Source organism: Rhodopseudomonas sp. G2_2311 (assembly GCF_047501505.1).
In the GTDB taxonomy this organism is placed as follows: domain Bacteria; phylum Pseudomonadota; class Alphaproteobacteria; order Rhizobiales; family Xanthobacteraceae; genus Rhodopseudomonas; species Rhodopseudomonas palustris_H.
The window spans coordinates 102,292-126,680 of the sequence record NZ_JAZDRK010000005.1 but is presented as its reverse complement, the minus strand read 5'-3'; the positions used below and the strand labels follow the sequence as shown (position 1 = coordinate 126,680).

At 66.4% G+C, this 24,389-nt stretch carries 20 protein-coding genes; 12 read left to right on the top strand and 8 right to left on the bottom strand.

All coding sequences use genetic code 11. From position 1 onward, the window contains the following. The first annotated feature begins 62 nt into the window (after positions 1-62). From VRZ08_RS10620 to VRZ08_RS10580, 9 genes are all read left to right on the top strand, one after another. Positions 63-1,004 (top strand): ABC transporter permease, encoded by a 942-nt coding sequence (locus tag VRZ08_RS10620; protein ID WP_107343364.1) that lies wholly within the window; start codon positions 63-65, stop codon positions 1,002-1,004. Positions 1,005-1,017: 13 nt separating this feature from the next. Next, the gene (locus tag VRZ08_RS10615) at positions 1,018-1,908 is read left to right on the top strand and encodes an ABC transporter permease (RefSeq protein ID WP_107343363.1); all 891 of its coding nucleotides are present in this window, start codon (positions 1,018-1,020) and stop codon (positions 1,906-1,908) included. Between the two features lie 70 nt (positions 1,909-1,978). Continuing rightward, positions 1,979-3,631, top strand: a complete 1,653-nt coding sequence (locus tag VRZ08_RS10610) for an ABC transporter ATP-binding protein (RefSeq protein WP_107354557.1) — start codon at positions 1,979-1,981, stop codon at positions 3,629-3,631. Positions 3,632-3,760: 129 nt separating this feature from the next. Next, complete coding sequence (locus VRZ08_RS10605; RefSeq protein ID WP_414532515.1) at positions 3,761-5,266, top strand: M81 family metallopeptidase; 1,506 nt, start codon at positions 3,761-3,763, stop codon at positions 5,264-5,266. A gap of 226 nt (positions 5,267-5,492) precedes the next feature. Further along, complete coding sequence (locus tag VRZ08_RS10600) at positions 5,493-6,488, top strand: alpha/beta fold hydrolase (RefSeq protein WP_414532514.1); 996 nt, start codon at positions 5,493-5,495, stop codon at positions 6,486-6,488. A 182-nt stretch (positions 6,489-6,670) separates the two neighbouring features. Continuing rightward, positions 6,671-7,717: a hypothetical protein gene (locus VRZ08_RS10595; RefSeq protein WP_414532513.1), complete on the top strand. Its 1,047-nt coding sequence runs from the start codon at positions 6,671-6,673 to the stop codon at positions 7,715-7,717. Between the two features lie 18 nt (positions 7,718-7,735). Then, on the top strand, positions 7,736-8,845 hold the full coding sequence (locus VRZ08_RS10590; RefSeq protein WP_164571709.1) for an AAA family ATPase: 1,110 nt from the start codon (positions 7,736-7,738) through the stop codon (positions 8,843-8,845). After that, positions 8,838-10,214 (top strand): DUF2201 family putative metallopeptidase, encoded by a 1,377-nt coding sequence (locus VRZ08_RS10585; RefSeq protein WP_414532512.1) that lies wholly within the window; start codon positions 8,838-8,840, stop codon positions 10,212-10,214. The genes VRZ08_RS10590 and VRZ08_RS10585 overlap by 8 nt, the downstream gene beginning before the upstream one ends. Positions 10,215-10,246: 32 nt before the next feature. Next, the gene (locus VRZ08_RS10580) at positions 10,247-11,644 is read left to right on the top strand and encodes a carotenoid oxygenase family protein (protein ID WP_414532511.1); all 1,398 of its coding nucleotides are present in this window, start codon (positions 10,247-10,249) and stop codon (positions 11,642-11,644) included. A gap of 48 nt (positions 11,645-11,692) precedes the next feature. On the opposite strand, the gene VRZ08_RS10575 is transcribed toward VRZ08_RS10580, so the two are convergent. Further along, positions 11,693-13,582: a sigma-54-dependent Fis family transcriptional regulator gene (locus VRZ08_RS10575; protein WP_414532510.1), complete on the bottom strand. Its 1,890-nt coding sequence runs from the start codon at positions 13,580-13,582 to the stop codon at positions 11,693-11,695. A 258-nt stretch (positions 13,583-13,840) separates the two neighbouring features. On the opposite strand from VRZ08_RS10575, the gene adh reads away from it, so the two are divergent. Next, the gene (gene adh / locus VRZ08_RS10570) at positions 13,841-15,343 is read left to right on the top strand and encodes an aldehyde dehydrogenase (RefSeq protein ID WP_414532552.1); all 1,503 of its coding nucleotides are present in this window, start codon (positions 13,841-13,843) and stop codon (positions 15,341-15,343) included. 183 nt (positions 15,344-15,526) lie between these two features. After that, positions 15,527-16,678, top strand: coding sequence for an L-threonine dehydrogenase (gene yiaY, locus VRZ08_RS10565; protein ID WP_263990861.1), 1,152 nt, complete (start codon positions 15,527-15,529; stop codon positions 16,676-16,678). A 126-nt stretch (positions 16,679-16,804) separates the two neighbouring features. On the opposite strand, the gene VRZ08_RS10560 is transcribed toward yiaY, so the two are convergent. Then, positions 16,805-17,641 (bottom strand): DUF1194 domain-containing protein, encoded by an 837-nt coding sequence (locus VRZ08_RS10560; RefSeq protein ID WP_414532509.1) that lies wholly within the window; start codon positions 17,639-17,641, stop codon positions 16,805-16,807. Between the two features lie 236 nt (positions 17,642-17,877). Here VRZ08_RS10560 and clpS point away from each other — a divergent pair, with 236 nt between their 5' ends. Continuing rightward, positions 17,878-18,183, top strand: a complete 306-nt coding sequence (clpS, locus tag VRZ08_RS10555) for an ATP-dependent Clp protease adapter ClpS (RefSeq protein ID WP_047309913.1) — start codon at positions 17,878-17,880, stop codon at positions 18,181-18,183. Positions 18,184-18,357: 174 nt separating this feature from the next. Here the strand turns inward: clpS and VRZ08_RS10550 are convergent, their stop codons facing one another. From VRZ08_RS10550 to VRZ08_RS10525, 6 genes are all read right to left on the bottom strand, one after another. Continuing rightward, a complete protein-coding gene (locus tag VRZ08_RS10550) occupies positions 18,358-19,557 on the bottom strand; it encodes an adenylate/guanylate cyclase domain-containing protein (protein WP_263990858.1) in 1,200 nt (399 codons plus the stop codon). Between the two features lie 101 nt (positions 19,558-19,658). Next, positions 19,659-20,747 carry a chorismate synthase gene (gene aroC, locus VRZ08_RS10545; protein ID WP_414532508.1) on the bottom strand — a complete coding sequence of 363 codons (1,089 nt, stop codon included), beginning with the start codon at positions 20,745-20,747 and terminating at the stop codon, positions 19,659-19,661. Between the two features lie 122 nt (positions 20,748-20,869). After that, the gene (locus VRZ08_RS10540) at positions 20,870-21,463 is read right to left on the bottom strand and encodes a histidine phosphatase family protein (protein WP_414532507.1); all 594 of its coding nucleotides are present in this window, start codon (positions 21,461-21,463) and stop codon (positions 20,870-20,872) included. A gap of 148 nt (positions 21,464-21,611) precedes the next feature. Beyond that, positions 21,612-22,433 (bottom strand): enoyl-ACP reductase FabI, encoded by an 822-nt coding sequence (gene fabI, locus VRZ08_RS10535; protein WP_414532506.1) that lies wholly within the window; start codon positions 22,431-22,433, stop codon positions 21,612-21,614. 399 nt (positions 22,434-22,832) lie between these two features. After that, complete coding sequence (locus tag VRZ08_RS10530; protein ID WP_107343348.1) at positions 22,833-23,801, bottom strand: DnaJ C-terminal domain-containing protein; 969 nt, start codon at positions 23,799-23,801, stop codon at positions 22,833-22,835. A gap of 119 nt (positions 23,802-23,920) precedes the next feature. Further along, positions 23,921-24,331, bottom strand: a complete 411-nt coding sequence (locus VRZ08_RS10525; protein WP_319942048.1) for an RT0821/Lpp0805 family surface protein — start codon at positions 24,329-24,331, stop codon at positions 23,921-23,923. Positions 24,332-24,389: the final 58 nt, after the last annotated feature.

The following is a 24,389-nucleotide window of genomic DNA, read 5'->3' as shown; positions in this document are numbered from 1 at the left end:
ACGAACCGCATCTTCGGGATAAGTTTCGCTAATCGTCGATCCAAATCCATGATGGAGCGCCGATGCTCGGCTATCTGATCCGTCGTTTGCTGGCGGCCATCCCGGTGATGGGTGTGGTCGCACTGTTCGTGTTCCTGCTGCTGCGCCTGACACCAGGCGATCCCGCCGCGATCATTGCCGGCGACAGCGCCACCCCTGAACAATTGATGCGCATCCGGACGTCGCTCGGGCTCAACGAGCCGCTCTACGTGCAGTTCTTCACCTGGGTCGGACGGCTGCTGCACGGCGACCTCGGCGTCTCGCTGATCTCGCAGGTGCCGGTGCTGCAGATGATCGGCCAGCGCATCGAGCCGACCATCACAGTGGCGCTGTCGACCATCGTCCTGTCGGTCATCGTCGCGGTTCCGCTCGGCGTCGTCGCCGCGTGGAAACACGGCACCTGGGTCGACCGCTTCGTGATGGGCCTGTCGGTGATCGGCTTCTCGGTGCCGGTGTTCGTGATCGGCTATGTGCTGATCCAGATCTTCGCGATCGAGCTGCGCTGGCTGCCGGTGCAGGGCTTCCGCCCGATGGCGCGCGGCTTCGGCCCGTTCGCCGAGCGGCTGGTGCTGCCGACGCTGACGCTGTCCTTCATCTACATCGCGCTAATCGCGCGAATGACGCGGGCGGCGATGCTCGACGTGCTCGGCGAGGACTATGTCCGCACCGCGCGCGCCAAGGGCATCACCGAGAGCCGCGTGCTGCTGCGCCACGCGCTACGCAATGCAGCGGTACCGGTGATCACCGTGATCGGCACTGGCTTTGCGCTGTTGATATCCGGCGTCGTCGTCACCGAGAGCGTGTTCAACCTGCCCGGCATCGGCCGCCTCACCGTCGATGCGGTGCTGGCGCGCGACTACCCAGTGATCCAGGGCATGATCCTGCTGACCAGCGGCATCTATGTCGCGGTCAATCTGTTGATCGATCTGGCCTACACGCTGCTCGATCCCCGTATCCGGTACTGAGGGCGCGCGCACCATGGCGATCGATACCATGTCCGAACCGACCCTTCCGGTGCCGCGTCCTATGCGTCCGCGGCTCGGCTTCCTGCTGTCGACGCCGATTATCGCCGTCGCCACCATCTGCCTGACGCTGGTCGTGCTGATGGCGATCTTCGCGCCGTGGCTGGCACCGCACGATCCGGTGAAGCTTGCACCGGCGCTGCGGCTCAAGCCGCCGAGCGCCGAATTCCTGCTCGGCACCGACGCCTATGGCCGCGATCTGCTGTCGCGGATTATCTATGGCGGCCGGGTGTCGCTGCTGATCGGTGTCGGCTCGGCGATCGTCGCGATCGCGATCGGCCTCGTCATCGGCCTGGTCGCCGGCTTCTTCCGCTGGGTCGACGCGGTGATGATGCGGGTAATGGACGGCCTGATGGCGATCCCCAGCGTGCTGCTGGCGATCGCCGTGGTGTCGCTGTCCGGTGCCAGCCTGACCACGGTGCTGATCGCCATCACCATCCCGGAGATCCCGCGCGTTGCCCGGCTGGTGCGCTCGGTGGTGCTCACGGCGCGCGAGGAGCCCTATGTCGAAGCTGCGATCTCGCTGGGCTCCAGCCTGCCGAAGATCATGGCGCGGCACCTGATGCCCAACACGGTAGCACCGCTGATCGTACAGGGCACCTACATCGCCGCCTCGGCGATCCTCACCGAAGCGATCCTGTCGTTCCTCGGCGCCGGCATCAGCCCGGAGACGCCGACCTGGGGCAACATCATGGCCGAGGGCCGCGCCTACTTTCAGATCAAGCCGATGCTGATCTTCTGGCCGGGCCTGTTGCTGTCGATCGCGATCCTGTCCGTCAACCTGATCGGCGACGCCGCCCGCGACGCGCTCGACCCGCGGATGAAACAGCGCGAGGGTTCGCGATGACAGCCGGTTCAAAGCTTAGTCCGTCATTACGGAACGCGAATCGACGAAGCAGTGACGTGGAGGCATCCCGATGACCGACAACGTCCTCGAAATCGACAACCTCGTCGTTCGCCTCGGCCGCAGCAATGACGGCGACAAGGTGATCGACGGCATCTCGCTCACCGTGCGGGCCGGCGAGACGATGTGCCTGGTCGGCGAAAGCGGCTCGGGCAAATCGGTGACGTCCCTCGCCACCATGGGGCTGCTGCCGAAGGGCGCGCTGCATGCGTCCGGCGGCGAGATCCGGCTCGCCGGCGAGAACGTGCTGGCCGCCAGCGAGCGGCGGCTGCGGCAGCTTCGCGCGTCGCGGATGGCGATGATCTTCCAGGAGCCGATGACGGCGCTGAATCCGGTAGTGCCAGTCGGCAAGCAGATCGACGAGGTGCTGCGCTTCCACACCGACCTGCCCGCCCGCGAGCGCCGCCGTCGCATCCTCGACATGATGCAGCAGGTACGGCTGCCGGATGTCGAACGGATCTTCGCATCCTATCCGCACCGGCTGTCGGGCGGTCAGCGCCAACGCATCATGATCGCGATGGCGCTGGTACTCGAGCCCAAGCTGCTGATCGCCGACGAGCCCACCACAGCGCTCGACGTCACCACCCAGAAGCAGATCCTGACGCTGATCCGCGAGCTGCAGCAGGCGCATGGCACCGCGGTGCTGTTCATCACCCACGACATGGGCGTGGTGGCCGAGATCGCCGATCGCGTCGCGGTGATGCGGCAAGGCCGGCTGGTGGAGACCGGCCCACTCGAGACGGTGCTGCGCCGTCCGCAGATGGACTACACCCGCAACCTGTTGTCGGCGGTGCCGAGTCTGGTGCCGCGGCCGCCGCGCGGCGTCGCCAAGACGCCGGTGGTGCTGGAGGCCAACGAGCTCGGCAAGGTGTATCGCGAGCGTTCGCTGCTCGGCCGCCAGCGCGAGGTAGTCGCGGCACAGGACGTGACGCTAACGCTGCACAAGGGACGCACCCTCGGCATCGTCGGCGAAAGCGGCTCGGGCAAATCCACCGTGGCACGCTGCATCGTTCGGCTGATCGATCCGACCTCGGGCGGCATCCGGCTGGCCGGCCGCGAGATCTCCGACCTGTCGCGCCGCTTGCTGCGGCCACACCGCAAGAAAATCCAGATCGTATTCCAGGACCCGTACCGCTCGCTCAATCCGCGCGTCAGCGTCGGTGAGAGCATTGCGGAAGGGCCGATCAATTACGGCGTGCCGCGGGCGCAGGCGCTCGCCAAGGCGCGGCAACTGCTCGAGCTGGTGCATCTGCCGGCGGATGCGATCTCGCGCTTTCCCCATCAGTTCTCCGGCGGCCAGCGCCAGCGCATCGCGATCGCCCGCGCGCTGGCGCTCGATCCTGACGTCCTGGTCGCCGACGAGGCGGTGTCGGCGCTCGACGTCTCGGTGCAGGCGCAGGTGCTGAATCTGCTCGACGAAATTCAGACCCGGCTCGGCATCGCGCTGCTGTTCATCACCCACGACCTGCGCGTCGCAGCGCAGATCTGCGACGATGTCGCGGTGATGGAGAAAGGCCGCGTCGTCGAACAAGGGCCGGCCGGCGAAGTGCTGACCCACCCCAAGCAAGCCTATACCCGCCAACTGCTCGAAGCCGCTCCCGGCCGGCATTGGGACTTCGCCAACTTCCGTCCCGTCCACGAGGCTCCGCAGGCAGCGGTGAGCTGAAACATCCCTCCCAGTCATTCCGGGGCGCGAGCGCAAGCTCGCGAACCCGGAATCTCCTTCCTAACAATGTCGGGATTCCGGGTTCGCGCTTCGCGCGCCCCGCAATGACGCAGCAAGAGAACAACAACCATGACCCGCATCGCCGTCGGTGGCTTCCTGCACGAGACCAACACCTTTGCACCCACCAAGGCGACTTGGGAGGCGTTCGTGCATGGCGGCGGGTGGCCGGCGATGACGATCGGCGCCGACGTGCTCAAGGTGATGCGCGGCATCAATGTCGGCCTTGCCGGCTTCGTCGAAGAGGCCGACGCCAAAGGCTGGGAGCTGATCCCGACCGTCGCCTGCGGCGCCAGCCCATCAGCGCATGTCACCGAGGATGCGTTCGAGCGCGTCGTCAAAATCATGATCGACGGCATCAAGGCGGCCGGACAACTCGACGCAGTGTATCTCGACCTGCACGGCGCGATGGTCACCGAACATCTCGACGACGGCGAAGGCGAGATCCTGGCGCGGGTGCGCGAGGTGATCGGTCCCGACCTGCCACTAGTGGTCAGCATCGATCTGCACGCCAACGTCACGCCGCGGATGATTGAACACGCCGACGCGCTGATCGCCTATCGCACCTATCCGCATGTCGATATGGCCGACACCGGCCGTGCTTCGGCCAAGCATCTGGAGCTGCTGCTGCGCAGCGGTCAGAAGTTCGCCAAGGCGTTCCGACAACTGCCGTTCCTGATTCCGATCTCGTGGCAGTGCACGTTCGATCAGCCGACCAAAGGCATCTACGACAAGCTCGCCGCGCTGGAGAGCGAAGCGGTGCCGACGCTGTCGTTTGCGCCGGGCTTTCCGGCCGCCGATTTTCCGGACTGCGCACCGTCGGTGTTCGCCTATGGGCGCACCCAGGCTGATGCCGATGCGGCAGCGGATGCGGTGGCCGCGCTCGTGGCCGGTCACGAGGACGATTTCGACGGCAAGATCTATTCGCCCGACGAGGGCGTGAAGCATGCGATCGAATTGGCGCGCACCGCCGCCAAGCCGATCATCATTGCCGACACCCAGGACAATCCCGGCGCCGGCGGCGATTCCGACACCACCGGCATGCTCCGCGCCTTGGTGCGCAACAACGCACAGCGCGCCGCGATCGGCGTGATCTACGATCCGGACGCTGCGAAGGCCGCGCATGCCGCCGGCGTCGGCGCGGTCCTCTCGCTGGCGCTCGGCGGAAAGTCGGGGATTCCCGGCGACGCGCCGTTCGAAGAGATCTTCGTCGTCGAGCAGCTGTCCGATGGCCGCTTCGTCGCACCCGGTCCGTATTTCGGCGGACGCGAGATGGAGATGGGCCCGTCCGCCTGCCTGCGGATCGGCGGTGTGCGCGTGGTGGTCGCATCGCACAAGGCGCAGCTCGCCGACCAGGCGATGTATCGCTACGTCGGCATCGAGCCGACCGCGCAGGCGATCCTGGTGGTGAAAAGCTCGGTGCATTTCCGCGCCGACTTTCAGCCGATCGCGGAACGGTTGCTGATCTGCGCTGCGCCCGGCGCGATGCCGGCCGATACCGCGGCGCTGCCGTGGCAGCGGCTACGGCCGGGCATTCGTGTCAAGCCGAATGGACAACCGTTCGTCGCGCCGAACTAACAACTCATCGCCATCACTGACGTCAATTCGCGCTGACGGTGTCCCTCGTGATCGCACCAGTCAGCAGCGGGACTATCATGCACGCACGAGTCGATTTTCGCGCGCGCGCCAATGTATGCAGATACCATTCTTGCTTTGAAGCAGCGTGAAGCGCGCGCGAATTGGAACCTTCCCGGTTTGACGCGATTGGCTCGACGGTTCGCTCAAAATGCAAGAGAGGTCGCAGATGCCGTCGCTCAGCGGGCAAGCAATCAATACAGGTAGCATCAAGCAGCATCATGCGCGGACGGGTCTCGCCAATCCGGTGGCGGGTGCGCGCACCGATATCACCAGCGTGGTCGGCCGGTTTGCGATCTACGCGGCGGGCGACGCGCAGCCGAATGGCAGCACCACGCCGCTGCTGCTGATCCACAGCATCAACGCCGCCGGCTCCGCTTACGAAGTCAGGCCGCTGTACGATTACTACGCGAAGCAGCGACCGGTGTACGCGATCGACCTGCCCGGCTTCGGCCAATCCGATCGCGACGACCGCGAATACACCGCGCGAATGATGACCGACGCGGTCCACGCCGCGGTTGAACAGATCCGCCGCATCCATGGCGAGCAGCCGATCGACGCGCTCGCGCTGTCGCTGGCGAGCGAGTTCCTGGCCCGCGCGGCGACCGAGACGCCGCAGGCATTTCGCTCGCTCGGCTTCATCAGCCCGACGGGCTTCGAAGGCCGGGCTCGCGACGAGCGCACGCCCGGCACCCGCGGCCGCTCCTGGATTATCGACGTGCTGCGCGTCAAGCTGTGGGACCGCGGCTTCTTCAAGATGCTCACCGCGCGGCCGGTGATCCGCAAGTTCCTGGAGAAGGCCTGGGGCTCGAAGGACATCGACGAGCCGATGGTGGATTACGACTACGCCACCACGCATCAGCCCGGCGCCCGCCATGCGCCGTACTACTTCGTGGCCGGCTTCATGTTCAGCACCGACATCCTGCACGTCTACGAGCAGCTCCGGCTGCCGGTGTGGATGGCGCACGGCGTGCGCGGCGACTTCGTCGACTATCGCCACAAGAGCCGCGTCGCCGGCCGCTCGAACTGGACCATCGTGCAATTCGACACCGGCGCGTTCCCGCACTTCGAGGTACTGGATCAGGTGGTATCTTCGTACGATCAGTTCCTGACGAAGGTGCAGCCGAGCGAGGTCGGCAAGCCGACGCTGGTGCAATCGGCGTAATGGCTCTGCGAATGTCCGAGGCAACTCCAGCAACCATGCACGATCAACAATAGCGTGAGTTGCCTTCGCTTCGCAGTTGAAGAAACTAGACCTGACGCGATTGATTTGGACGCGTGAATCGCGGCGCAGCCGACCTCAAGGCTGCGCCGCCTCGGCTTCACTTGCGGAGGTTGCTGACGGTAATGAACTACGCACAGCTTCTGACCGGATCGGCAGGCAGCATTGAGACCACGCCGGTCCCTCCGTTCACCCATCACGAGATCCTCGGGCTTGTGCAGCCGTTCACCCGCCGCGGCTATCAGGTCGACCTCGCCGCCAGCGATCGCCTCGCGCGGCGGCTGCTGTTCAAGCCGGTCATGCATGATGAAGCCGGCCGCGGCGGCGTCAACGCGACCGAGCTGCTACAACTCGACAATCCCCGCCCCGGCCTGCATCAGGTCATCCGCACGCTGACGCTGGAAGACGGCCTGACCGCGACGCTCGAAACCCAGGGCGACGATCCCGACATCCTGCTGCAGCGAATCGAGCAGGTCCTGCCCCAGCAGCAGTTCCGCAGCGTCGAAGGCGCCCTGGTCGCGCTGAGCTATCGCCTCACCCCGGTGAGCACGCGGCACGCCGGAGGCGATGCGGCACAACGCGTGCTGCTACGCGGGGAGGCGGTGATTGCGGGGTTCCGCGTATTGTTGCGCGGGGCGCTGGTGCGCGGTTATCCGGCCGAGATCGACGTCACGCCAAGCACGCCAGGTGTGGCACTGCCCGAAGATCTGCTCGCCGTGATCGGTTGGGCGTGGTCGCCGCTGCGCAAAAGCAAGGCCGGCTTCACCGGCAAGATCAAGGTGCGCGGCCAGGAGCCGGAGCTGAGCCGGCGCGTCGAAGCCGCGCTGGAAAAGACGGTGGCGCATCTCGCCCGCACGCTGACGCGGCCGCCGGCGGCTTACTACGAGAAGCTGCGCGGTGCGCGCTGGACGGTGACCTTCCGCCGCGCAATCCCGGCGCTGTTTTTCGGCGGCCTGATCGCCGGCGCCGCCAGCCTGACGCTGATCGACGTGCCGCAGGACTCGATCTTCAACTTGCTGCTCATGGGCGCGCCGCCGCTGTTGATGTTCGGCGCGTTCGGGATGCGCGAGACACCCTCGCTGGAAATTCCGCCGCTGCCGCGGCGCTGGAAGGCGACGTGGCTGCCGGAAGCCGAGGCGGCCCCGTCACAGATGGATGCACAGACGACCTGACGAGCGAGGACACGATCGATGCACGGCAACCCGATGAACATCCCCCCGGTCTCGATCGCCGCCGCCAAGGCCGCGCTGATCGAGCAATACGCCGACCCGACGCTGCGGCGGAGGGCGTCGATGCTGTGGGGCACGCGCGGCGTCGGCAAGTCGTCGATCGTCCGCCAGGTCGCTGCGCATTATCGGGTGCCGCTGATCGATCTCCGGCTCACCACGATCGAGCCGGTCGACATTCGCGGCGCGATCTATGCAGACGAGAACCTGGCCAAGACGGTGTGGTTTCCGCCGGAGTTCCTGCCGTCGCGCGACCAGCCCGAAGGCGTACTGTTTCTCGACGAACTCACCGCCGCCGATCAGCGGCTGCAGATTTCGGCCTATTCGCTCATCCTCGATCGCCGCGTCGGCAATTATCACCTACCCGATGGTTGGCAGGTGGTCGCCGCCGGCAATGCCAGCTTCCACGGCGCGATCAGCCACGACATGGGCACCGCGCTCGCCGACCGTATGTTCCACTTCAACGTCCAGACTGCGATCGACGCCTTCCTCAGCCACGCCATCACCCACGACTTCGCGCCCGAAGTCATGGCGTATCTGAAGATCCGTCCCGACAAGCTTGACGACACCCAGGCGCAGCTCGCCGGCGACCACCTGATCGGCGCCAGCCCGCGCGGCTGGGAGGACATCTCCAACGTGCTGAAGTCGGGCTTGTCCGACCACGCCAAGCGGCTGTTCGTGCAGGGCCGAATCGGCGCCGCAAACGCCGCGGAGTTCTTCGGCGTGCTGCGCGAGATCCAGGCTGGCACCGACGTGCTGAAGCTGCTCGCGGCGCGCCCAGGCCCGGAGACCGCGGCGCTGCTGCCGAAGTCGCTCGATGCGCTGTACGGCATGCTGTACGGGCTGCTCGCCGCCAGCGCCGACAAGGACACCCTGGCGCGGGCGCTCGAGATCATCGAGCAACTGCCGGACATCCGCAGCACCGTGCCGCTGCCGATCCGCGAAGCACAGACGCTGGCGATGGAGCTATTGATGCAGCGCGGGCTGGAGAACGGTCTCGAGGCCGCGATCCTCGACAGCCCGGCCTATGCCCGCTACGCCGACCGCCGGCAATTGGAAGCCGCCGATGCCTGATCCGGGCGCGCTCTACTGCCACCGCGGCACGCGCGCGATCCAGCGCATGGTGGAGTTCGCGCCATCGACCGGCGGACTGGCGCTATGGGTGCAACATCGCGATCTGCCGGACGAGACACCGGCTGAGACGCCAGCCGCGGTGACCGACGGCACAACCGTGTACTACAGCGCGGCGTTCGATCGGTTGCCCCTGCCCGACCAGGTCGGACTGGTTGCGCACGAGGTATTGCACATCGCGCTGCGCCACTCGCAGCGTTTCGTCGAGCTGCAACGTACACAAGGCGACGTCGACCTCGAACTGTTCAACATCTGCGCCGACGCCATCGTCAACACCACGCTGGCACATCTGAGCTGGCTGCATCTGCCGGACAACGCGGTGATGCTGGAGCAGATCGTGTTCAAGGCACTCGGCCGCGAGCAGCAGCCGGAATCGGCGCTGCTCGAATGGGACGTCGAGAAGCTGTACCGGGCGATCGACGACCGCGACGACGGCACCAGCGGCAAGCAGCAATCCCGCCAGCAATCGCAGCAAGGCTCCAAGGCGGACTCGTCGGGCTCCGGCGGCAAGGATCAGGCCCAATCCCAATCCGGTACGTCGGAGAGTGAGACCGCCCAGCGTAGCGACGGCGCCCGTTCGGCCAAGGTGCGGGCGCTTGGCGCCGGCGGCGCGCGCGACCTGGTGCCGAACCCGGAAGCTCAGTCAGCCCCCGAACACGAGGCCGAGCTGGCGCGCGAATGGAGCGAGCGCATCCTGCGCGGCCATGCCGGCGATGGCGCTTTCTCGATGCTGCGCGCGCTGATCGCCGATCTGCCGCACAGCCGCACGCCGTGGGCGCAGGTGTTGCGGGTGCAGCTCGCGCGCGGCCTTGCCCGCAAGCCGGCGCTGACCTGGTCGCGCCCGACGCGCTCCTACATCGCCAACCAGGGCCGCGCCGGCAATCACCGGATGCCGTTCGAACCGGGCTTCAGCCCGACCAAGAACGAGCCGCGGCTGGCGCTGATCATCGACGTTTCCGGCTCGATCGACGATCAGCTGATGCAGCGCTTCGCCACCGAGATCGAAACCATCATCCGGCGCCAGGAGGCCGGCCTAGTGCTGATCATCGGCGACGAGCGGGTGCGGCAGGTCGAGTTCTTCGAGCCCGGACGCCGCTTCGTGCTCAGCGAGATCGAATTTGCCGGCGGCGGCGGCACCAATTTCACGCCGCTGCTCGCCGAGGCCGACCGGCACAAGCCCGATATTACCGTGGTGCTGACCGATCTCGAGGGCCCGGCGGAGTTCAAGCCGCGCTGGCCGGTGATCTGGGCGGTGCCGCAGGAGCATGCCCACGCGGTGCAGCCGTTTGGACGGCTGCTTCCACTCGACTAATAACTTGCGGCGACGACGAGGAGGCCGACGACATGCTGCAGGTGAGAGGCGTACCCCAGACCTGGGACAATATCGCGCCGATTCCGATGGAGTGCGACGCGCCGTTCCTCACCATCAAGGGCGAACTGCCGCGCGAGCTGAACGGCACGCTATATCGCAACGGCGCCAACCCGCAATTCGTCGCGCCGAATGCGCACTGGTTCTTCGGCGACGGCATGCTGCACGCATTTCATCTCGAAAACGGCCGCGCGTCGTATCGCAATCGCTGGGTGCGGACGCCGAAATGGCTGGCCGAGCATGCCGCCGGACGGCCGCTGTACGGCGAATTCAATATGCGGCTGAAGGATGCGCCGGCCTCGACGCCGCGCGACGGCAACGTCGCCAACACCAACGTGGTGTATCACGCCGGACGGCTGCTGGCGCTGGAAGAAGCGCATCTGCCGATGCAGATCGAACGCGAGACGCTGGAGACCCGCGGCTATTGCGACTATGGCGGCGCGCTGCAGGGGCCGTTCACGGCGCATCCGAAGATCGATCCGGTCACCGGCGAGATGCTGTTCTTCGGCTACAATGTCGGCCGACCGCTCGGCCGCGGCATGATGCACGGCGCGATCGATGCCTCTGGCCGGCTGACTCGGCTGGAGCGTTTCAAGGCGCCGTATTCGGCGATGGTGCACGACTTCATCGTCACCGCAAAGCACGTGCTGTTTCCGATCCTGCCGCTCACCGGCAGCATCTGGCGCGCGGTGCGCGGCAAGCCGCCTTATGCCTGGGAGCCGCGCAAGGGCTCGTATGTCGGCGTGATGCCGCGCAGCGGCAGCGTCCGCGACCTCCGCTGGTTCCGCGCCGAGCCGTGCTTCGTGTTCCACGTCATGAACGCCTGGGACGAGGGCAACACGATCATCGCCGACGTGATGCAGTCGGAAGCGCCGCCGTTCTTCACCGACACCGACGGCAGGTCGCTCGATCCGGATAAATCCCGCGCGCGGCTGTGCCGCTGGACGTTCGACCTTGCCGGCCGCAGCGACAACTTCCAGCGCACCTACCTCGACGACATCAACGGAGAATTTCCGCGGATCGACGAGCGCCGCGCCGGCCTGCGCAGCCGCCACGGCTGGTACGCCTGCATGAATCCGGAAGCGCCCGACGTGCTGTCCGGCCTGGTGCATGTCGGCGGCGACGGCGAGCGCCGCGCGCGCTACTTCCTGCCGATCGGCGACACCATCGGCGAGCCGGTGTTCGTGCCGCGCAGTAAGGACTCAGGCGAAGCCGACGGCTGGCTGCTCGCGGTGGTGTGGCGCGGCTGCGAGAACCGCAGCGACCTCGCCGTCTTCAACGCCTCCGACATCGCCGCCGGTCCGATCGCTCTGGTGCAGCTCGGCCACCGCATTCCGGACGGCTTCCACGGCAACTGGGTGGCAGCGGACTGAACGCTCGTCAGCGAAATGCACCAGCGAGATGGTCGCGAGCCGCACGGCTCATCGGCCGCGGTCCTTGTCCTTCAGCAGGCGTCGATAGTACGTGCTTCGATCGATGCCGAGCCGGCGTGCCGCGCGCGAGACGTTGCCGCCGCTGGCATCGAGCGCGGCCTGCAGCGCCGAGCGAGTGTGTTCGGCGAGCGACGTCGGCGGCGGCGCAACCGGCGCTTGGCTCTCCGCGGCGCTAACTGCTGCACTGATTTCGGCGGGGAGCGCGGAGACCTCCACCGGATGCCCCGGCTCGCCGAGCACCAGCAGAGCCCGCAGCGTCCCGACCAGCTGCCGATAATTGCCCGGCCAATTGTAAGCCGCGAGCACGCGCTCGACATCAGTGGAGAGCTGAACGCCGGCCTGTTCGCCGCCGAGCTGGTGCCAGAGTTTCCGGACCAGCGCGAGGCGATCCGGGTGATGGCGCACCGGCGGCCGCTCGACGACGTATTGGGCGATCCGGAAGTACAAATCCTGGCGGAACGCGCCGGCGGCCAGCAATGAGCCGAGCGGCTGATGCGTGGCGCAAATCAGCGCGAAATCGACCGGCACGGGCCGGCCGCCGCCGAGCGGCGAGATCTGCTGGTCCTGCAGCACGCGCAGCAGCCGGCTCTGCAGCGACAGCGGCATGTCGCCGATCTCATCGAGAAACAGCACGCCGCCGTCGGCCTGGCGCAGCAGGCCGGGCGCGCCCTGCCGGCGGGCGCCAGTGAAGGCGCCGGCCTCATAGCCGAACAGCTCCGACTCGATCAGCCCTTCCGGCAGCGCCGCGCAATTGACTGGCACGAACGGCTTGTTGCGCCGCGCACTCTCGGCGTGAACGCGGCGCGCGAAGACATCCTTGCCTGATCCAGTCTCGCCGAGCAGCAGCACCGGGATTCCGGCCTCGACCAGCCGCACGGTGCGCGACAGCTGCGCCATCATCTCCGCATCGAGGATCGGCTCGACCTCCCCGGCCGGAGCAGCAGGCACTGGAGCAACGGCGGGCGCAGCCGGCGCGCGCGGGCTGCGGCGCGGCGGTTCGACCAGCCGGCCCCACAGCCGGGTGCCGCGAGGGCCGCGCAGCATTTGAATCTGCTCGGAGGGGCGGACACCCGGCAGCAGCGTTTCCAGCCGTGCGAGGTCGAGCGCCGGCCAATCCAGATTCATCAGCTCGAGGCCGTGCCGATTGGCACCGATCAGCACGCCATCGGCAAACGCCAGCACACCCTCGCGCGGCGTGCCGAGCAGCGCGCGGTCGGTGTGCAGCCGCAGCATGGTGCAGTGCTCGAATCCTTCGGTGAAGAACCGGTGCTCGATCTGCTCGGCGGCGAGCCGCATCAGCCCGAGCGCGTGGACATGGCGGATCGCCGCCGGCCCCGTCATATCGAGCGCACCGGCCACCACGCCGCGCGGATCGATCAGCGGCGCAGCCGCGCAAGCCAGAATGCGGTGACGTTCGAAGAAGTGCTCGGCGCCGTGCACCGCAATCGGCTGGCGCTCGACCAGCGCGGTGCCGATCGCATTGGTGCCGGTGTCGGCCTCGCTCCACGACACGCCGGGCCGCAGCGCCACCTGCGCGGCGCGGCCTGCAAACTCGCCGGAGCCGATCATGTCGAGGACGACGCCGACCGCGTCGGTGAGAATGACGACGCTGTCGGTGAGGCGCGCATCGCCTTGCAGTGCGTTCAGCTCCGGCCGCGCGAGGCGACCAAGCCTGTCATGGCGTTCCTGCAATTCGCGCAGTTCGCGGGCGGTGGGCGGTTCGACCAGCGGCGAGCGGCTGGCGTCCAGTCCCTGGCCTGCGCAGCGCTGCCACGAGCGCAGGATCGGTGCGGCGAGCATTCCGTCGACGGGACGCCCCTCCCCGAAGAAGCGGCGGCGCGCAGTGACGACGGCATCACGGCTTGATGCGATTGACATGAGCGGATCCTCGGAGTGTTGGATTCTGCAACAGGTGTGGCGTCCAACTGCTGCAAGTATCACACGCAGCCGGAGGTGCTGTCCAGACATCACCACCCGGAGCGCGCGCGCTCCGATCTAGAATCCTCCCAGTCTTTTCAACGAACTGATCAGTTCGGAGGCCAATGGCCGCAGGCGTCCCGCAAACCTGGCATGCGTCGTGCGTAGTTCCCTCCGCTTCAAAACAAACGGGAGGAAGCCATGAACCTCATCACAACGATGCATCCGGACGCCAGCACGGTGTTCAAGACCCGCTACGGCAACTTCATCGGCGGCCGCTGGGTGGAGCCGGTCGACGGCAGATACTTCGACAACGCCACCCCGATCACCGGCGCAAAACTCACCGAAATCCCGCGCTCGCAGAAGGAAGATGTCGAACTCGCGCTTGATGCAGCGCACACGGCCAGCATCAGCTGGGCCAAGACCACGACGACAGAGCGGTCACTCATTCTCAATCGCATCGCCGATCGGATGGAAGCCAATCTCGATCTGCTGGCGATCGCCGAAACGCTCGACAACGGCAAGCCGATCCGCGAGACGCGCGCCGCCGACCTGCCGCTGGCGATCGATCACTTCCGCTATTTCGCAGGTGCACTCCGCGCTCAGGAAGGCTCGATCTCGGAGATCGATCACGACACCATCGCGTATCACTTCCACGAACCGCTCGGCGTTGTCGGCCAGATCATTCCGTGGAACTTCCCGCTGCTGATGGCGGCGTGGAAGCTGGCACCCGCGCTCGCCGCCGGCAACTGCGTGGTGTTGAAGCCGGCCGAACAGACGCCCGCCTCGATCCTGGTGTGGGCCGAACTGGTCGGCGATCTGCTGCCGCCCGGCGTCGTCAACATCGTCAACGGCTTCGGCGTCGAAGCCGGCAAGCCGCTGGCGTCCAGCCCGCGCATCGCCAAGATCGCCTTCACCGGCGAGACCTCCACCGGCCGGCTGATCATGCAATACGCCAGCGAAAACCTGGTGCCGGTGTCGCTCGAACTCGGCGGCAAATCGCCCAACATTTTCTTCGGCGACGTTGCGGCCGAAGACGATCCGTTCTTCGACAAGGCGATCGAAGGCTTCGTGATGTTCGCGCTCAACCAGGGCGAGGTGTGCACCTGCCCGAGCCGCGCACTGGTGCAGGAATCGATCTACGAGCGCTTCATGGAGCGCGCACTCGCCCGCGTCGCCGCGATCCGCCAGGGCGACCCGCGCGATCCGGCGACGATGATCGGCGCGCAGGCCTCGCAGGAACAGCTCGACAAGATCCTGTCCTATATCGAGATCGGCCGCCACGAAGGCGCCGAACTCCTGGCTGGCGGCGCACGCGCACAGCTCCCCGGCGATCTCGCCGGCGGCTACTACGTGCATCCGACCGTGTTCCGCGGTCACAACCAGATGCGGATCTTCCAGGAGGAGATCTTCGGACCCGTCGTGTCGGTCACCACCTTCAAGGACGAGGCCGAAGCGCTCGCGATCGCCAACGACACCCAGTACGGCCTCGGCGCCGGCGTCTGGACCCGCGACGGCACCCGCGCCTATCGGTTCGGGCGCGCCATCGCGGCAGGCCGGGTGTGGACCAACTGCTACCACGCCTATCCGGCGCACGCCGCGTTCGGCGGCTACAAGCAATCCGGCATCGGGCGCGAGACCCACAAGATGATGCTCGATCACTATCAGCACACCAAGAATCTGCTGGTGAGCTACGGCACCGGGCCGCTCGGCTTCTTCTAAGACGACACTCATTTCATCGGCGGGTGCGCAGCACCCGGCCGCAGCAATGCCGGGCGGCGTATCGCGCCGCCCGCGTCGCGGGGCTTTGCCCCGCAAACGGAGCGCGTCCGGCTCCACGGCAACAGCCCGGCCGGACAGCTCATTGACTACCGATCAACAACAAACTCATGGAAGGAAGCACTAATGACGGCGACTACATTCTTCATCCCCTCCCTCAACCTGTTCGGCGCCGGCTGCGTGTCGAGCGCCGCCGACCAGGCCAAGGCGCGCGGCTTTAAGCGGGCGCTGATCGTCACCGACAGCGGGCTGCACAAGCTCGGCGTGGCCGATCAGATCGCCTCGATGCTGATCGAGCGCAACGTCACCAGCGTCGTGTTCCCCGGCGCCAAGCCGAACCCGACGATCAAGAACGTCGAGGACGGGCTGGCGCTGCTGAAGCAGGAGGCCTGCGACTGCGTGATCTCGCTCGGCGGCGGCTCGGCCCACGACTGCGCGAAGGGGATCGCGCTCACCGCCACCAATGGCGGCAGCATCAAGGACTATGAAGGCGTCGACCGGTCGGCGCACGCCCAGCTTCCGCTGATCGCCGTCAACACCACGGCGGGCACGGCGAGCGAGATGACGCGGTTCTGCATCATCACCGACGAAGAGCGGCAGGTGAAGATGGCGATCGTCGACCGCCACACCACGCCGCTGCTGTCGGTCAACGATCCGGTGCTGATGCTCGGCAAGCCGCCGGCCCTGACCGCTGCAACCGGCATGGACGCGCTGACGCACGCGATCGAAGCCTATGTGTCGATCGCCGCGACGCCGATCACCGACTCCTGCGCGCTGAAGGCGGTGTCGATCATCTCCAACAGCCTGCGCACCGTCGTCGCCGAGGGCCAAAACCTCGCCGCCCGCGAAGCGATGTCGTATGCGGGATTCCTCGCCGGGATGGCGTTCAACAATGCCTCGCTCGGCTATGTGCACGCGATGGCGCACCAGCTCGGCGGCTTCTACGACCTGCCGCACGGCGTCTGCAACGCGGTGCTGCTGCCGCACGTGCAGGCCTATAACGCGCAGGTCGCGGCGGGCCGGCTGAAGGACGTCGCGCATGCGCTCGGCGTCGACACCACCGGCATGACCGACGCCCAGGGCGCCGATGCCGCGATTCACGCCATCCAGCGGCTGTCGGCCGACGTCGGCATTCCATCCGGCCTCGGTGGGCTCGGCATGAAGGAGGCGGACGTGCCGGTGCTCGCCGCCAACGCGCTGAAGGATGCGTGCGGCTTCACCAATCCGAAGCAGGCGACGCAGACCGAGATCGAAACCATCTTCCGCGCGGCGGCCTGACCGCCTTTGCGTCGCGGTCGGACGCAACCGTATCCGACCAGACATCGGAGCGGGATGACTCTCACCTAACCGCAAGTCATCCCGCCTCATCCAAATCGCGTGGACGCACCAGATGCGTCCGCGCCCTCACCGCCCCCACCGGTCCTGCCAGACCTTCTCGCCGATCAGGCACGACACTCGCGCCGGCCGGTGTTCATCGGCGATCGGAACGATGCGCGCGGGCGGGGTGTGGCCCGCGACCTCCATCACCAGCTTGGTATGGATCGCCTCTTTGAACTTGGCGCGATCTTTAATGCTGATCACGAAGGCGCCGGGACCGCCGATCACGCAATCCTCGTAGTAATAATCCAGATTCTCGATATCCATCATCGAATAGGACGGCTCTTTCACCATGATCGGCAGGCCGTTGATGACGACGCCCTTGGCGACCGCGGCATCGCGCGCGATCGTCACCGGCTCGCCGTTATTGTTCGGGCCGTCGCCGGAGATATCGATCACCCGGCGCAGCCCGTGATACGGGTTCTGCTCGAACAGCGGCAGCGCGAAATTGATCGCGCCGGAGATCGAGGTCCGCGAAGCACGGCGCAGCGGCGCTTTCAGGATCTCGGCCGCGACTGCATCTGCCGATTCCGGCCCGTCGATAATGTGCCAGGGCAGAATGATTTTCTGATCTGAGGACGCGGCCCACTCGAAATACGTCACCGCGATGCGCCCGGTCGGACCGCTCTTCAGAGTCTTGAGGAATTCGCCGGAGATCAGCGCCTGCGCGTAGCCTTCGCGCTGCACCGCGAGTTCGTCGACGTCCATCGAGTAGGAGACATCGACGGCCAGCACCAATTCGACGTCGACCTGTTTGGCGTCGTCACCCGCTGCTGATTGCGGCGTCTGGTTGGGCGCAGCAACTGCAGCCACACCGGCCGCCATCGCAGCGGCGAGCATTCCGATCGAGACCCACCAGCGCATTGCAGCCCTCCGGTCGACCAACCGCGATGGTGACATGCAAAACAGATGACGGAAAGCGGCCCAGCCGGTTCCATTCCGATCACTTTCCAGTCACTGATGATCGTCGATCGTGAGCGTGCGATGCGAAGGGCGGCGCTACACGGCTCAACGGCAGGCCGGTTTTCGTCGGGCGGGCGACGCTGTAGGATAGGACCCGCATTGCAGGCATTTCAGCATTTCACGCGGGTCGGCACCTGATGAGCAACATCGACCTGAAGCCGAAGACCAAGGCTAAAATCAAGGTCGAGCGGCCGAAGCTGCACAAGGTGATCCTGGTCAACGACGACTACACGCCGCGCGAATTCGTGGTGTCGGTGCTGAAGGCCGAATTCCGGATGACCGAGGACCAGGCCTATAAGGTGATGCTCACCGCGCATCAGCGCGGCGTCTGCGTCGTCGGCGTGTTCACCAAGGACGTCGCCGAAACCAAAGCCACCCGCGCCACCGACGCCGGCCGCGCCAAGGGCTATCCGCTGCTGTTTACGACAGAGCCGGAGGAGTAGTACCGGCGGCGTAGTACCAAAATCGGCGCGCCTGTTACCCGAAACAGCGTCGTCGCCGGGCTCGACCCGGCGATCCACCTGCTGCAGGACGGCTCTTTCATGCACGCGCTACGCGCGCGATGGATCCGCGGGTCGAGCCCGCGGATGACGCTCGGCACTTGAGGGGTCAGTTTCTCAGAGCCCTTCGGCGGCGAGCGGGGTCTCGTCGGTCAGGCCGTGGACGCGCTCGGCGTGGGAGAAGCCGGCCATTGGGAATTCGCCGAGATCGCTCCAGCCTTCCGAGCACAGCCCGACGAAATCGCTGGAGGCGACCACGGTGCGGCCGAGCCGGGCAGCCAGCCGCTCCAGCCTTGCGGCGAGATTCACCGCCGGGCCGATGCAGGTGAAGTCGAGCCGGTTGCCGCCACCGATATTGCCGTAAAGCACCTGCCCGACATGCAGCGCGACGCCGAACCGGAAGCTTTCGATGACGTGGGCGCCCTCGACGAAATTCAGATCCGCGATGCTGGCGCGGCATTCATTGGCCGCAGCCAGCATCCGGCCGCAGACCTCGGCGGCATCGCTGCCGTCATCGGCGATCGGAAACACCGCGAGCAGGCCGTCGCCCATGAACTTCAGCACCTCGCCGCCATGGCCCGCGATCGCTGCGACCTGGCAGTCGAAATACGCGTTCAGCACCTTGACCATGATCTCCGGCGGCAGGCCGTCGGACAGCGCCGAAAAGCCGCGCAGGTCGGACAGCCAGATCGCGGCGCGCAGATGATCCGCATGGCCGCGGCGGATCTGTCCGGCCAGAATGCGGGCGCCGGCGCGGTTGCCCACATAGGTGTCGAGCAGATTAGTGGCGATGTCGCGCAGGCTGATCACCTCGACCAGCCGCGACAGCGGCGGCATCATCGCCCGCAGCGCGCTGAGCTGGGAGTCGGTGAAGCCGCCCGGCTGCTTGGTGGCGAAGCTCGCCGCGTGATAGGTGCCGTCGAGAAACCGCAGCGGCAGCGCGGTGTAATCGGTGACGGCTTCGGCGCGCAGATCCTCCAGAAAAGGGAAGTTCTTGCTCTCCGGGTCGTCGAGCCGAAAGCGCACCTCGACGCCGTAATCGTACAGGATCTTCAGCGGGCTGCGCTTGTACTCCTCGGACATCTCGACGTCCTGGGTGGTCGAACCGACCTCGACCTCGCCGTCGGCGCGCCAGATGAAGCGATGGCCGTAGATGTCGGGGTGCAGGGTTTCGACGAAGACGCCGACCCGGTGCAGCGGGATGCCGGCCGCGACGAGCTGCTCGCAGGTCAGCTTCATCTTCATGGCCGGGTCCGGCTCGGACCGTGCGCCGTCGCTCAGCCAGTCGAGAATGCCGCGGATCTGCTCAGAATGCATGGCTGCATCTTAGCCGCCCCGCGTGGCGTTTTGTAGCAGGACTGGACTCATGGCAGTCATCCAGCGGTCCTGCGGATGCCGCTGGAGCGAGAAGGAGCCGATCAGCCGCCGACCTGTCCCCGGTGCCGCAGCAGATGGTCGGCCAGCACGCAGGCGACCATCGCCTCGCCCACCGGCACGGCGCGGATACCGACGCAGGGGTCGTGGCGGCCCTTGGTCAGGATCTCGGTGTCGTGGCCGGAGCGATCGACGGTCTTGCGCGGGGTCAGGATCGACGAGGTCGGCTTGACGGCAAACCGCGCCACCACCGGCTGGCCGGTCGAAATGCCGCCCAGGATGCCCCCGGCGTGGTTGGACAGGAACGCCGGCCCATGGTTGCCGGTGCGCATCTCGTCGGCGTTCTGCTCCCCGGTCAGCTCGGCGCTGGCGAAGCCGTCGCCGATCTCGACGCCCTTTACCGCATTGATGCTCATCAGCGCCGCGGCGAGATCGCCGTCGAGCTTGGCATAGATCGGCGCCCCGAGCCCAGCCGGCACGCCCTCGGCGACGATCTCAACCACCGCGCCGATCGACGAGCCGGATTTGCGGATGCCGTCGAGATAGTCGGCGTAGAACGCAGCCTTGTCCTTGTCCGGGCAGAAGAACGGGTTGTTGCCGATCTCGTCCCAATCCCATTTGTCGCGATCGATCTTATGCGGACCGATCTGCACCAGCGCGCCGCGCACCGTCATGCCGGCGATCACCTTGCGGGCGATCGCGCCGGCCGCGACCCGGCTCGCGGTCTCGCGCGCAGACGACCGGCCACCGCCGCGATAGTCGCGGATGCCGTACTTCGCCTCATAGGTGAAATCGGCGTGGCCGGGGCGATACTTGTTCTGGATGTCCGAATAGTCCTTGGAGCGCTGGTCGGTATTCTCGATCTGCAGCGCGATCGGCGTGCCGGTCGTCACCTGCACGCCGGTCTCGGGGTGCACCATCACGCCGGACAGGATCTTCACCTGATCGGCTTCCTGGCGCTGGGTGGTGAAGCGCGACTGGCCGGGCCGGCGGCGGTCGAGATCGCCCTGGATATCGGCCTCGGTCAGCGGAATCAGCGGCGGGCAGCCATCGACCACGCAGCCGATCGCCACCCCATGGCTTTCGCCAAAGGTGGTGACGCGAAACAGATGGCCGAAGGTATTGAACGACATGGCGCGGACCCGCGAAGAAATTCACATTGAACAGTCGGTGTTTACTGTCAGCGACGTGTCGTAACGGCTGTCGGATCACCGGTCAAACCGGCCTCCCCTTGTGGGAGAAGGGCAGAAACAGCTCAGCTGACGATCTCGAAGCCGTCGTCGCGGAAGACGTAGACGGCGCCCTGCTGGATCGGGCCTTCCAGCGCCTCGCGCGGGGTTTTCAGGCCGAGCGCGACGAACAGGGTGCGGCCGGTGCCGACATGGCCGACCGCGACGGTGTCCCGCGTCAGCGACGCAACCCAGTCGGTGATGAACGGCAGCCGCTGAGCGTAGCTCTCGCCGCGCAGCGGCGCGACGTTCCAGCGGTCGGCATGGCGCGCGGCATACAGCGCCGGATCGGACTGCTCCATGTCCTTCAGGGTGAAGCCTTCCCAGGCGCCGTAGGTGATCTCGCGCAGCCGGTCGTCGACCGTGTAGTCCTGCGCCGGCAGACCCAGCGCACCGCGCACCAGCTCCATGGTGACCCGGGCGCGGCCGAGCGGGCTGGCGCGATAGTCGAGCTCCGCCGGCGGCTGGCCGCTCCGTGCGAGCAGACCGCCGAGCACGCCGCCGGCCGAAACCGCCTGCCCCCGCCCCTTGTCGTTCAGCGGAATGTCCCGCGTGCCCTGATATCGCCCGGTGGCGTTCCAGTCGGTCTCGCCGTGGCGGATGAAGTAGATGGTGGGCATGAATGCCGATCAGCCTCAGCGTCATTGCGAGGAGCGAAGCGACGAAGCAATCCAGCAGCCACATGATCTGGGCCCTGGATTGCTTCGCTTCGCTCGCAATGACGGGACAAATGCAATGCGCGAAAGCCCGCGCATGACGATCTTCGGCCTAGTCCTTGCCGCCGAGCGAGATGTCCGGCGCGTCGGGGTTCTTCATGCCGACGACATGGTAGCCGGAATCGACGTGGTGGACTTCGCCGGTGACGCCGCGCGACAGGTCGGACAGGAAGTACAGCGCGCTGTCGCCGACCTCGTCGATCGTCACCGTCCGGCGCAGCGGCGCGTTGTACTCGTTCCACTTCAGGATGTAGCGGAAGTCGCCGATGCCGGACGCCGCCAGCGTCTTGATCGGGCCAGCGGAGATCGCATTGACGCGAATGTTCTTCTCGCCGAGGTCGGCGGCGAGATAGCGCACGCTGGCTTCCAAAGCCGCCTTGGCGACACCCATCACGTTGTAATGCGGCATCCACTTCTCGGCGCCGTAATAGGTCAGGGTGATGATCGAGCCGCCGTCGGTCATCAGCTTCTCGGCGCGCTGCGCGATCGCGGTCAGCGAGTAGCACGAGATCAGCATCGACTTGGAGAAGTTCTCCGGCGAAGTGTCGACATAACGGCCGTCGAGCTCGTCCTTGTCGGCGAACGCGATGGCGTGGACCACGAAGTCGATCTTGCCCCACTTCTCCTTCACCACGTCGAACACCGCATCGATGGTGGCGCCGTCGGTGACGTCGCAGTGCCCGAGAACGAGGCCGCCGAGCTCGGCGGCAAGCGGCTCGACCCGCTTCTTCAGCGCGTCACCCTGATAGGTCAGCGCGATCTCGGCGCCCTGGGCGCGGCAGGCTTTCGCGATGCCGTAAGCAATCGAACGGTTGTTGGCGACGCCGAGAATAACGCCGCGTTTGCCTTGCATCAGGCCGGAAGCTGTCGACATGGACTATCCTATCGTCTTGCAATCGGCCTTCGACCTACACCAGCGGCCCGGCCGGGTACAGCCCCATGTCCCCGTGCAAATTCAACCATTTGGGCAAGCCTGGGCTGCTCCAGGCGGCATCGATCGGCGCCGCGCAGAAGCGCTCTCGGCAATTAGTTGGAAAATCGTGCGCTATTCGAAATCGCGCAGCATTTTCAATGCGTGCTAACCGCGTGATCCCATTTTCGACATCGATTATCGCCAATCGGAACACCGACGCGCCGCAGAATCGCACCGGCCACTCAGCATCGTGTGAGTCGCGTCCGATCCGCCGGTCGACGCAAGCGGCCTCGGGCGGGGTTGCGCGCTGATCCCCCGCACCGAGGCCGCACCTGCGTCAAACGGGCGCCGATCGCGGCGTTAGCCGAGATCGGTCCGCGGATTGTAAGGGTGGTCGTCCCGCCACTTCTGCATCAGCTTCTCCAGCTCGGCATCGTGGCCGTCCGGCAGGATGATGCGGGTGGTGACGAACAGATCGCCGGTCGCGCCGCCTTTCGGCAGCCCCTTGCCCTTGAGCCGGAAGATCCGGCCGCTGGACGTGTTTTTCGGGATCGACAGCTCGATCGCACCCGTCAGCGTCGGCACCCGGACCTTGGCGCCAAGCACCGCCTCATACAGCGTCAGCGGCAGCTCGAGCTTCAGATCGTTGCCGTCGACCTTGAAGTAAGGATGTGGGGCGATGTTCACGGTGATCAGCAGGTCGCCGGCACGGTGACCGGGCGCGCTTTCGCCCTGCCCCTTCAGCCGGATCTGCTGACCGGCGCCGACGCCGGCCGGAATCTTGACGTTGAGCTCCTTGCCGGTCGGCAGCCGCACCCGCTTTTCGGTGCCGCGCGTCGCTTCTTCGAGCGTTACCGTCATCGACACCGACTGATCGAGGTCGGGTGCGAAGCCAGTGTCAAAGTCGAAGCCCTGGGTGCGACCACGCGCACCCGCGCCGCGCGCGCCGGCCGCGCCGCCGAACATCGAATTCAGGATATCCTCGAAGCCGGCCGCGCCGCCGAACCCGCCACCGGGGGCTCCGCCGCCACTGCGGAAGGAATATTGCTCGAACCCGCCGGCGCCGCCCGCACGGCCACCGCCGCCAGGGAACCCCTGGAAGCGCGGCTTGCCTTCGGCATCGATCTCGCCGCGGTCGTATTGCTTGCGCTTGGTCTCGTCGCCGAGGATTTCGTTGGCGGAATTGATTTCAGCGAAACGCGCGGCGGCTTTGGGATCGTTCTTGTTGCTGTCGGGGTGATGCTTCTTCGCCAGCTTGCGATAGGCGCTTTTGATCGCCGCAGCGCTGGCGTCCCGCTGCACCCCCAGGACCTCATAGGGGTCGCGCATCCGTCTCGTCTCCTTCAGGAATTTCAACTGTGGGCGAACGCCCGTCGCCAGTCATCTGGGGGTTTCATGTCTTTTTTGCAACCGGAATCGGCCCGGTAGCGAGCGCAATTCGATCGGAATCAGCTCTTGCGCCACGGCCGCAGCGAGCGGATTTCCCAATGCCCCTGCGAGGTTCGGCAGGCCGCGCCCTGCATCCAGCTCTCGGTCCGCTCTTTCACATAGGAGGCGAGAAAGTCGCGGCAGGTGCGGCCTTCGTTGCTGTAGGCCGCAGCCAGCGGCGTCACCGAGCCGCGTGCGCCGGTGGTCGGATTTTCCCACGGCTGGCTGGAATCCTTGTCGCCCTTGGTCAGCACATCCGATGCCGCGATCCGCGCCAGCGCCATATCGGCGTCGGTCGGGCCCTCCTCGCGGGCGGGCAGCACAGCGCCGATCGAGCCGGTGAAATCGCTGCTGTCCATCTGGGCGAAGGCGCCATCGCGGCTATTCATGCCGCAGCCACCGACCGAGGCCCCGATTAGAATCGCTATCATCGCTGGCGCGCCTTGCGCGATGGCCGATAGGCCAATGCGTTGCCGTGCCCTATATAGG